Below are 10,390 nucleotides of genomic sequence, written 5' to 3'. Positions count from 1 at the left end.
TGCAGGGGGGACCCTGTGGGAGAGTAGGACGCCGCCGAACAATTTTTAGCCTCAACCCCCGGACTCTGTCCGGGGGTTGAGGCATTTTTGCGTTCAGGTGGCGGGCGGAGAGACCCTGTGCGCCGGGGTCTTGTGGCTGAGGGTAAGGTCAGGGGGCATCGTCCGTACGTTCCCAGCAGGAGGCCCCCGGGTGGAGGTCCAGGAGACCCGTGTGCAGACCGACCGGGTCCTCACCATCCCCAACATTCTCAGCATGGCGCGTCTCGTCGGCGTGCCGCTGTTTCTGTGGCTGATTCTCCGGCCGGTGTTCGGCGGGCCCAATAGCGACGGCTGGGCGCTTCTCGTCCTGATGCTCAGCGGCATCAGCGACTATCTCGACGGCAAACTGGCACGGCGCTGGAACCAGATCAGCAAGCTCGGCCGGCTGCTCGATCCCGCAGCGGACCGGCTGTACATCCTGTCCACTCTCGTGGGGCTGACCTGGCGGGAGATCCTGCCCTGGTGGCTTACAGCCGCCCTGCTGGCCCGCGAGGCCATGCTGCTGGTCATGGTGGGAATCCTCCGCCGGCACGGCTACCCGCCGCCGCAGGTGAACTTCCTCGGCAAAGCTGCGACTTTCAACTTGATGTACGCGTTCCCGTTGCTGCTTCTCAGTGACGGAACGGGCTGGCTTTCGTCACTCGCTGAAGTTTTCGGATGGGCCTTCGCCGGATGGGGTACAACTCTGTATTGGTGGGCAGGGATCCTCTACGTGGTCCAGGTCCGTCGACTCGTGAAGACGGACACCGTGGCCGATTGAGCCCGTTCCTTCTGTGTCGAGCAGCGTCGCCGGCAACGACGAGGACGTCCGTGGGTTACTGAGCGGACAGGCGAAGGTCGGCAGGACCGTCATCTCTTGAAGGAGGACGCTTCCGACATGAAGGCTGTCGTGATGGCCGGTGGCGAAGGAACCCGTCTTCGCCCGATGACCTCAAGCATGCCCAAGCCTCTTCTGCCGGTGGTGAACCGGCCGATCATGGAGCACGTCCTACGACTGCTCAAGAGGCACGGTCTCAACGAGACCGTCGTCACCGTGCAATTTCTCGCCTCACTCGTCCGGAACTACTTCGGCGACGGCGAGGAGCTCGGGATGGAGCTCACGTATGCCAATGAGGAGAAGCCACTCGGTACAGCGGGCAGCGTGAAGAACGCCGAGGAAGCGTTGAAGGACGACGCCTTTCTCGTGATCTCCGGAGACGCGCTCACCGACTTCGACCTCACCGATCTCATCGCCTTCCACAAGGAGAAGGGCGCCCTCGTCACGGTCTGCCTCACCCGGGTGCCGAACCCGCTGGAATTCGGGATCACGATCGTCGACGAGGAAGGAAAGGTCGAGCGCTTCCTGGAGAAACCCACCTGGGGCCAGGTCTTCTCGGACACCGTGAACACGGGCATCTACGTCATGGAGCCCGAGGTCTTCGACTACGTCGAGGCAGACGTTCCGGTCGACTGGTCGGGTGATGTCTTCCCCCAGCTCATGAAGGAGGGCAAGCCGATCTACGGCTATGTCGCCGAGGGCTACTGGGAGGACGTCGGCACCCATGAGAGCTATGTGAAGGCCCAGGCGGACGTCCTCGAGGGCAAGGTCCAGGTCGACATCGACGGCTTCGAGATCTCGCCGGGGGTGTGGGTCGCGGAAGGCGCCGAGGTACACCCCGACGCCGTGCTGCGCGGGCCGCTCTACATCGGTGACTACGCCAAGGTCGAAGCCGACGCCGAGATCCGCGAGCACACCGTCGTCGGCTCCAACGTGGTCGTCAAGAGCGGCGCCTTCCTGCACAAGGCCGTCGTCCACGACAACGTCTACCTCGGGCCGCAGAGCAATCTGCGCGGCTGTGTGATCGGGAAGAACACCGACATCATGCGGGCGGCCCGGATCGAGGACGGCGCCGTCATCGGGGACGAGTGCATGGTCGGTGAGGAATCGATCGTGCAGGGCAACGTGCGGGTCTATCCGTTCAAGACGATCGAGGCCGGCGCGTTCGTCAACACCTCGGTCATCTGGGAGTCCCGCGGGCAGGCCCACCTCTTCGGGGCCCGTGGTGTCTCCGGCATCCTCAACGTGGAGATCACGCCCGAGCTGGCCGTCAGGCTTGCGGGGGCGTACGCCACCACCCTGAAGAAGGGGGCGACCGTCACCACGGCGCGAGACCACTCCCGGGGCGCGCGAGCGCTGAAGCGGGCGGTGATCTCGGCACTGCAGGCCAGCGCCATCGACGTACGCGACCTGGAGAACGTGCCGCTGCCGGTGGCACGGCAGCAGACCGCGCGGGGAAGCGCCGGCGGAATCATGGTGCGGACCACGCCCGGGGTGCCCGACTCCGTGGACATCATGTTCTTCGACGAACGCGGGGCGGACCTCTCCCAGGGCGGGCAGCGGAAGCTGGACCGGGTCTTCGCGCGCCAGGAGTACCGGCGGGCCTTCCCCGGGGAGATCGGTGACCTCTCCTTCCCAGCGAGCGTCTTCGACTCGTACACCGGCTCGCTGCTGCGGAACGTCGACACCACCGGGATCGCGGAAGCAGGTCTGAAGGTCGTCGTCGACGCGTCCAACGGGAGCGCCGGGCTCGTGCTGCCCAGTCTCCTCGGGCGGCTCCAGGTCGACTCGCTGACCATCAACCCCGGGCTCGACGAGTCCAGACCCACCGAGTCGGCCGAGAGCCGGCGGGCCGGACTCGTACGGCTCGGGGAGATCGTGGCCTCGGCGCGGGCGGCGTTCGGCGTGCGGTTCGACCCCGTCGGTGAGCGGCTCTCGCTCGTGGACGAGCGAGGGCGGATCATCGAGGACGACCGGGCGCTCCTGGTCATGCTGGACCTGGTGGCGGCCGAGCGTCGCTCCGGGCGGGTCGCGCTTCCGGTGACCACCACACGGATCGCCGAGCAGGTCGCCGCGTACCACGGCACGCAGGTGGAGTGGACGACGACCTCGCCCGACGACCTCACCCGGGTCGGGCGCGAGGAGTCGACGATCTTCGGCGGCGACGGGCGTGGCGGGTTCATCGTGCCCGAGTTCAGCAGTGTCTTCGACGGCGCCGCCGCCTTCGTCCGGCTGATCGGGCTCGTCGCGCGGACCCAGCTCACCCTGAGCCAGATCGACGCGCGGATCCCGCGGGCGCACGTCCTCAAGAAGGACATCGCCACCCCGTGGGCCGTCAAGGGTCTCGTGATGCGGCGGGTGGTGGAAGCGGCGGGGAACCGCTCCGTGGACACCACCGACGGCGTGCGGGTGGTCGAGGCCGACGGCCGGTGGGTGATGGTGCTGCCCGACCCGGCCGAGGCCGTCACCCATCTGTGGGCGGAGGGGCCCGACGACGCCTCCGCGCAGGCCCTGCTCGACGAGTGGGCCGTGGTGGTCGACAGCGCGGGCAGCTGACACAGCGGCCTGTCCGGTGGGGAGGTGCCTCCGGGTGCCTCCCCACCGGACGGAGGGGCCATTCGGTGGTAGGTCGTGCGACGTGCGACGATGTGCGGCATGTCGCAGCAGCCCCCCGTTCGGAGCACCGGAGCACCTCCGCCGCGCCCGGACGCGTCCATGTCGCTGCTGAACAACGTGATCGACCACGCTCTCGACGACGGCTACGCCGAGGCGACCGCCCGGCGTGCGGCCGAGGGCGGTGGGCTGCCCCGTAGCCTGCGGGCCAAGCTCGGTGTCGCCGCGGGCCTCCTGCTCGCGGCCGCCGTGGTGACCGTGGGCGCGGCCGAGGCGCGGATCTCCGCCCCGGTCGTCGCCAAGGAACGGCAGGAGCTGATCGGCCGGATCGAGGCGGAGACGTCGACGGCCGACCAGTTGGAACGGGACGTCGAGCGGATCCGTACCGAGGTCGGGGAACGTCAACGGCAGGCGCTTCAGGAACTCGGCGGCGACCAGACCGAACTCGTGGCGCTGCTGTCGGGCGCGACCCCGGTGCACGGTCCCGGGGTGAAGCTCGTCGTCGACGATGCCAAGGACACCGACGCCGGTGGCGGTGGTCCGCGCGAGAGCAGTGGTTTCTCCGACACGGGCCGGGTGCGCGACCGCGACATGCAGCGAGTGATCAACGGGCTGTGGGAGTCGGGCGCCGAGGCGGTCGCCGTCAACGGGCAGCGGTTGACTTCGCTGTCCGCGATCCGGGCCGCCGGCGACGCCATACTGGTCGACAACAAGCCGCTGGTGCCGCCGTACACCATCCTCGCCGTCGGGGACGGGCAGCGGCTGAGCACCACGTTCCAGGACAGCGCCGACGGGCAGTATCTGCACGCGCTGGTGGAGAACTTCGGGATCAGGAGCGCGATCTCGGCCGAGGGCGACGTGCGCCTGCCGGCCGCGCCGAGCCTGACCGTACGTACCGCAGAGCCGCGGGGGGCCGGGGCGGCGACGCCCTCCGGTCGGGCCACGGCCGACACAGGGAAGGGCACATCGTGATCGCCGTACTTGGCCTGATCGTCGGAGTCGTGGTGGGGCTTCTGGTCCGCCCCGAGGTTCCGGCGGTGGTCGAGCCCTATCTTCCGATCGCCGTGGTCGCCGCCCTCGACGCGGTCTTCGGCGGTCTCCGAGCCATGCTCGACGGCATCTTCGTCGACAAGGTCTTCGTGGTCTCGTTCCTCTCGAACGTGGTCGTGGCCGCGCTGATCGTCTTTCTCGGCGACAAGCTGGGCGTCGGCGCGCAGCTGTCGACCGGTGTGGTCGTCGTGCTCGGCATCCGGATCTTCTCCAACGCGGCCGCCATCCGGCGCCACGTCTTCCGGGCGTGACGCCGATGAGCGAGAACCCTCAGAACCCCCAGGACCCGCAGAGCCCGCAGGACGCTCAGGATCCTCGGGACGCTCAGGAGCCGGGGAGCCGCGTCGGTCCTCAGGAGCCGGTGAGCGGTCCGGAGGCCGACGGGGTCGGGAAGCCGACCGAGGCCGAGCCGCCCCAGAGCCCCGCCGGCGGCGGGAACGGGGGCCAGGACGCCCGGGTGCCCGAGGTCCCGGTACCCGTGGTTCCGGCCGACCCCGTCGCTCCCGCCGGCGCAGAGCCGAGTGGGCGTCGGCGGCTGGCGTCCGCGCTGTGGCCGCCCCGGGTGACCCGGGCCCAACTCGTCGTCGCGCTGCTGCTGTTCGTCCTCGGCCTCGGCCTGGCCATTCAGGTCTCCTCGACCAGCGACAACAGCGCGCTGCGCGGGGCGCGCCAGGAGGACCTGGTGCGCATCCTCGACGAGCTCGACGACCGTACGCAGCGCCTGGAGGACGAGAAGGCCCGGCTGGAGAAGCAGCGGACCGAGCTGGAGTCCAGTTCGGACCAGGCCGAGGAGGCGCGCAAGCAGACCCAGGAGAAGGAGCAGCAGCTCGGCATCCTGGCCGGCACCGTCGCCGCCGAGGGGCCGGGCATCACCCTGACCGTGGGCGACCCCACCGGGGCCGTCGAGTCGGACATGCTGCTCGACGCCATCCAGGAGCTGCGGGCCGCCGGCGCCGAGGCGATCCAGGTCAACGGCGTGCGGGTGGTCGCGGACAGTTATTTCACCGGGATCGGTGATGACATGCGGATCGATGGAACGAAGGTGGCCGCTCCGTACGTCTTCAAGGTCATCGGCAAGCCGGAGGATCTCGAGCCCGCGCTCAACATCCCCGGTGGAGTCGTGCAGACCCTGGAGAAGGAGCAGGCCACAGCCACGGTGGAGCGGTCGGCGAAGATCGTCGTCGACGCCTTGCGACCCGCGAAGCGGCCTGACTACGCTCAGTCGTCCTCCCAGTGAGAGGGGGACGAGGGGGGTCCCGCGACATGGGCAAGGCGTTGCGGGGGGTCGGCGCACCACAACAGTGGTGCGTGGTGGAAACTGTCCGGAGGATACGGACGTTGTGAAGGTGTCCGGGTCGGCAGGTGTGATGGATCTCGGTTCGTCCTGCCCCACGGGCGGGTCTGTTTCGGTCAAGGGGAATCGCCCGTGAGTTTTTTTTCGAAGTTGTTCGGCAAGAGCGGACGCGAGGACGGCGGCAACGCCAAGCACCGCGCGTCGCGCCACGCCCAGAGTGACGAGCAGAGCGGCGAGCGCCCGCTCTTCCGCGATGAGGTCGGCGGCCAGGGCGGTGACATTTCGGGCGCTCAGGGCGCGTCGTCTGTTGACCCTGCCGGTGCTGCCCGCATAGGTTTCGGAGAACCATCAACCTCAAGTACGGGTGGAGGGTTTGCCCCCGATCCGTACGCGACACAGACCTCGGCGGGGCAGCCGCGGCAGGAGGATGCGTCCATGCCGGTGTGTACGAGGTGCGGTCACCGCAACGCGGCCGACAGCCGCTTCTGCTCCCACTGCGGCACGCCGCTGCGGGGCGGGGTCGCCGCCGAGCGTGCTTCGGAGACGACGTCCACGATCTCCATCTCGGGCCTCGAGGCCTACGAGTCGGAGGTCACCGGCCAGACCCAGCTGCCCTCGCTCTCTCCCGAGGCGCTGGCGGCCGTGGAGGCGCTGCCGTCCGGTTCCGCGCTCCTCGTGGTGCGCCGTGGGCCGAACTCCGGCAGCCGGTTCCTGCTGGACGGCGAGCTGACGACGGCCGGCCGTCACCCGCAGAGCGACATCTTCCTGGACGACTTCACGGTCTCCCGGCGCCATGTCGAGTTCCGGCGGGGTCAGGACGGCAGCTTCACCGTGTCCGACGTCGGCAGCCTCAACGGCACGTACGTCAACCGTGAGCCGATCGACTCGGTCGTTCTGTCCAACGGCGACGAGGTGCAGATCGGCAAGTACCGGCTGGTCTTCCATTCGAGCCAGCGGGGCGTGTGACGCCTCGGAGAAGCCTTCAGGGAAGGTCCATGTTGCGAACACCGACGGGTGGCGCCGGTTCCGGCGCCCCCACCGCGGGCGACCGGCTGGTCAGCATCGGCACGGTGCTGAACCAGCTGCGTGACGAATTTCCCGAAGTGACCATCTCCAAGATCCGGTTCCTGGAGGCCGAGGGGCTCGTGGAGCCCCGGCGTACGGCCTCCGGGTACCGGAAGTTCAGCCCGCAGGATGTGGAGCGGCTCGCTCAGATCCTGCGGATGCAGCGGGACCACTATCTTCCGCTGAAGGTCATCCGCGAGCACCTCGACGCCCTCGCCAGGGGGGAGCAGATCAAGCTCCCGGCCCCCGGGCGTCGGCGGGACCTGGCCGAGGGGGCCTGGGAGCAGGACGTGGAGCCGCCCGCCGCCGTGCGGATCGGGCGGGCGGAGCTGCTGGCCGCGGCTGAGGTCTCCGAGGCCGAGCTCGTCGCGTGGGAGGCGTACGGTCTGATCGCCGAGTCCGAGGGCGGCGGCTATGACGCGGAGACCGTCACCGTCGCGCGGCTCGTCGCGGATCTGGGGAGATTCGGTCTGGAACCCCGGCACCTGAGAGCCGTGAAGGCGGCCGCGGACCGGGAGGCGGGGCTGATCGAGCAGGTCGTCGCGCCGCTGCGCCGGCACCGTAATCCGCAGACCAGGGCCCATGCGGAGGCCACGGCGCAGGAGCTCGCCGCGCAGTCCGTACGGCTGCACGCGGCCCTCGTGCAGACCGCTCTGGGGATCCGTCTCCAGTGAGCTCGGCGGGGGCCTTGGCAGGGCCCGACTATCCAAACCGGTCGGGCACGTCCTAGGGTTGCTGTGTGAACGAGCTCGACGTTGTGGGTGTCCGGGTGGAAATGCCCTCCAACCAGCCGATCGTGCTCCTGCGTGAAGTGGGAGGCGATCGGTACCTCCCCATCTGGATCGGACCGGGTGAGGCGACCGCGATCGCCTTCGCCCAGCAGGGGATGGCCCCGCCGCGGCCGCTGACGCACGACCTGTTCAAGGACGTGCTGGAGGCCGTGGGTCAGGAACTCACCGAAGTCCGCATCACGGATCTGCGGGACGGGGTCTTCTACGCCGAGCTGGTCTTCGCCAGCGGCGTCGAGGTGAGTGCGCGGCCGTCGGACGCGATAGCCCTCGCCCTTCGTACCGGAACGCCGATCTTCGGCAGTGACGGTGTGCTGGACGACGCCGGTATCGCGATTCCGGACGAGCAGGAGGACGAGGTGGAGAAGTTCCGCGAGTTCCTCGACCAGATCTCACCGGAGGACTTCGGGACCAACAGCCAGTGACGCGGAGCGCCGCGGCCGCGGCCCGTTCGCGGGGTGCCGTCAGGGCATTCGAGTAGCCTTTCCCCAGCGAGAGATATGGGAAACCACTCTCAGGGTGATTATCACTCGGCGTGCCGAGTGTGGCGATCGTTGACGCACCCCGAGTGACTGCCTACCTTCGTGTGGGCAGGTCAAGGACGGAGGGTCGGCGTGATGAGCAGCGCGGACGGTACGGCAGGGAGCTCGCTCGGACGCGCGTCCGGAGAGAGCGGTCCGTATCCGCTTCACGGCAGTGTGGGCGACTTCGGTACGGACGCCGGTGCGGCGGCCGGCCCGGGCGGCACGGGGGCGGGTACCGCTCCTGGAGCCGGTCCCGGCGAGGCGGGTGAGGTGGTCGGCTACCGCGGCCCTACGGCGTGCGCGGCGGCCGGGATCACCTACCGCCAATTGGACTACTGGGCGCGTACGGGGCTCGTGGAGCCGAGCGTACGGCCCGCGTACGGGTCGGGGACACAGCGGCTCTACAGCTTCCGTGACGTCGTCGTCCTGAAGATCGTCAAGCGTTTCCTCGACACCGGGGTGGCCCTCCAGAACATCCGGGCCGCCGTGCAGCACCTGAGGGCGCGGGGCTTCCGGGACCTGGAGCGGATGACGCTCATGAGCGACGGGGCCACGGTGTACGAGTGCTCGTCGCCGGACGAGGTCGTCGACCTGCTCAAGGGCGGGCAGGGCGTCTTCGGCATCGCCGTCGGAGTGGTCTGGCGGGACGTCGAGGCGGCGCTGTCGCAGCTGCACGGGGAGCGGGTCGACACGGGCGAGACGCTCGTCGGGCACAACCCGGGGGACGAGCTGGCCAGGCGGCGGAGGGACAGGGCCGTCTGAGGGGGCTGTGCTTCCCGGGCGCGTCTGCGGCCGTGAGGCGGCGTTGTCAGTGGCGTAGGGCAGCATCGGAAGCGTGAGAGCCGCGCCGACGATCCTGCATCTCGACATGGATGCGTTCTTCGCCGCCGCCGAGCAGGCGGCGAAGCCCAGCCTGCGCGGAAAGCCCGTGGTCGTCGGCGGGCTCGGGCCGCGGGGCGTGGTCGCCACCGCCTCGTACGAGGCGCGCCGGTTCGGCGTCCACTCGGCCATGCCCATGGGCCAGGCGCGGCGACTCGCGCCCAACGCGGCCTACCTCGTGCCGCGCTTCGCCTTCTACCGGTCGATCAGCGAGCAGGTCATGGAGCTGCTCGGCCGGCTCTCGCCGCTCGTGGAGCCGCTCAGCCTCGACGAGGCCTTCGTGGACCTGGAGGCCGGGGAGATCGCCGACGACAGCGCGAGCGCCCGGGTCGCCGGGGAGCGGCTGCGGGTCGACATCCTGGCGACGACGGGGCTGACGGGTTCCGTCGGGCTCGCGGGGTCCAAGATGATCGCGAAGATCGCCTCGGAAGAGGCCAAGCCCGACGGGCTCGTCCTGATCGAACCCGGCACCGAGCGTGAGCTTCTCGGGCCGCGGTCGGTACGGATCCTGCCCGGTGTCGGTCCGGCGACCGGGGAACATTTGCGGCGGGCCGGGATGACCACCGTGTCCGACCTCGCCGAAGCGGGCGAGGACGAGCTCGTACGGCTCCTCGGGCGGGCGCACGGGGCCTCGCTGTACCGGATGGCCCAGGGGTACGACGATCGGCCCGTGGTGGCCGAGCGGGACGCCAAGTCGGTGTCGGTCGAGGACACCTTCGACGTGGACCTGCACGACCGGGTGCGGATCCGGACGGAGGTGGAGCGGCTCGCGGAGCGGTGTGTGGGGCGGCTTCGGGCCTCGGGGCACTCCGGTCGGACCATCGTCCTGAAGGTGCGGCGGTACGACTTCTCGACCCTGACCCGGTCCGAGACGCTCCGGGGGCCGACGGACGACCCGGGCGTGGTGCGGGAGGCGGCGGCGCGGCTGCTCGACGCGGTGGACACGACGGGGGGCGTGCGGCTGCTCGGGGTCGGGGTCAGCGGGCTCGCGGACTACACGCAGGAGGATCTGTTCGCGCAGACCGAGGCGCGGGACGCTGCCGCTTCGGCAGGTGATGCCGCCGCCGCTGAGGTCGTGGCCGCCGTCGAGCCCGCGGCCGACGAGCCCGTGGAACGGCACTGGGCGCCCGGGCATGACGTACGGCACGCCGTGTACGGGGCGGGGTGGGTGCAGGGGAGCGGGGTCGGGCGGGTCACGGTGCGGTTCGAGGAGCCCGGGTCGGAGCCGGGGCGGGTGCGGACCTTCGCCGTGGACGATCCGGACCTCGTCCCGGGGGAGGCGTTGCCCTTGGTGGGGCGGGGGTGAAGCGCCGTCCCCTAC

Annotated in this window: 10 protein-coding genes; all 10 read left to right on the top strand. The window is 69.8% G+C overall.

All coding sequences use genetic code 11. The annotated features are described in order from the left end of the window. Positions 1-190 precede the first annotated feature (190 nt). The 10 genes from clsA (at position 191) to ABT034_RS30410 (ending at position 10,375) form a co-directional block, all read left to right on the top strand. Positions 191-799 carry a cardiolipin synthase ClsA gene (gene clsA / locus ABT034_RS30455; RefSeq protein WP_351220292.1) on the top strand — a complete coding sequence of 203 codons (609 nt, stop codon included), beginning with the start codon at positions 191-193 and terminating at the stop codon, positions 797-799. 117 nt (positions 800-916) lie between these two features. Next, positions 917-3,412, top strand: coding sequence for a sugar phosphate nucleotidyltransferase (locus ABT034_RS30450; RefSeq protein WP_351220291.1), 2,496 nt, complete (start codon positions 917-919; stop codon positions 3,410-3,412). 99 nt (positions 3,413-3,511) lie between these two features. Beyond that, positions 3,512-4,441 (top strand): DUF881 domain-containing protein, encoded by a 930-nt coding sequence (locus tag ABT034_RS30445; protein WP_351220290.1) that lies wholly within the window; start codon positions 3,512-3,514, stop codon positions 4,439-4,441. Then, positions 4,438-4,770 carry a small basic family protein gene (locus tag ABT034_RS30440; protein ID WP_015032176.1) on the top strand — a complete coding sequence of 111 codons (333 nt, stop codon included), beginning with the start codon at positions 4,438-4,440 and terminating at the stop codon, positions 4,768-4,770. The genes ABT034_RS30445 and ABT034_RS30440 overlap by 4 nt, the downstream gene beginning before the upstream one ends. 110 nt (positions 4,771-4,880) lie before the next feature. Further along, positions 4,881-5,756: a DUF881 domain-containing protein gene (locus tag ABT034_RS30435; RefSeq protein ID WP_502973089.1), complete on the top strand. Its 876-nt coding sequence runs from the start codon at positions 4,881-4,883 to the stop codon at positions 5,754-5,756. Positions 5,757-5,837: 81 nt separating this feature from the next. After that, positions 5,838-6,779, top strand: coding sequence for an FHA domain-containing protein (locus ABT034_RS30430; protein WP_351220296.1), 942 nt, complete (start codon positions 5,838-5,840; stop codon positions 6,777-6,779). Positions 6,780-6,808: 29 nt separating this feature from the next. Then, positions 6,809-7,552, top strand: coding sequence for a transcriptional regulator FtsR (ftsR, locus tag ABT034_RS30425; RefSeq protein ID WP_351220288.1), 744 nt, complete (start codon positions 6,809-6,811; stop codon positions 7,550-7,552). A 65-nt stretch (positions 7,553-7,617) separates the two neighbouring features. Beyond that, positions 7,618-8,091 (top strand): bifunctional nuclease family protein, encoded by a 474-nt coding sequence (locus ABT034_RS30420; RefSeq protein WP_017238433.1) that lies wholly within the window; start codon positions 7,618-7,620, stop codon positions 8,089-8,091. 192 nt (positions 8,092-8,283) lie between these two features. After that, a complete protein-coding gene (locus ABT034_RS30415) occupies positions 8,284-8,952 on the top strand; it encodes a MerR family transcriptional regulator (protein ID WP_351220287.1) in 669 nt (222 codons plus the stop codon). Between the two features lie 73 nt (positions 8,953-9,025). Then, positions 9,026-10,375 carry a DNA polymerase IV gene (locus ABT034_RS30410; RefSeq protein ID WP_351220286.1) on the top strand — a complete coding sequence of 450 codons (1,350 nt, stop codon included), beginning with the start codon at positions 9,026-9,028 and terminating at the stop codon, positions 10,373-10,375. Positions 10,376-10,390: the final 15 nt, after the last annotated feature.

Origin of the sequence: Streptomyces sp. NPDC002773 (assembly GCF_040295605.1) — a bacterium.
Classification (GTDB): domain Bacteria; phylum Actinomycetota; class Actinomycetes; order Streptomycetales; family Streptomycetaceae; genus Streptomyces.
Note: the sequence above shows the minus strand (reverse complement) of the source record. Positions and strands in the feature narration are given on the sequence as shown.

Bases quoted from the DNA above. Each gene is read 5' to 3' on its own strand.
- ABT034_RS30415 (WP_351220287.1), top strand. From the start codon at position 8,284: ATGAGCAGCGCGGACGGTACGGCAGGGAGCTCGCTCGGACGCGCGTCC.
- ABT034_RS30445 (WP_351220290.1), top strand. From the start codon at position 3,512: ATGTCGCAGCAGCCCCCCGTTCGGAGCACCGGAGCACCTCCGCCGCGC.
- ABT034_RS30450 (WP_351220291.1), top strand. From the start codon at position 917: ATGAAGGCTGTCGTGATGGCCGGTGGCGAAGGAACCCGTCTTCGCCCG.
- ftsR (WP_351220288.1), top strand. From the start codon at position 6,809: ATGTTGCGAACACCGACGGGTGGCGCCGGTTCCGGCGCCCCCACCGCG.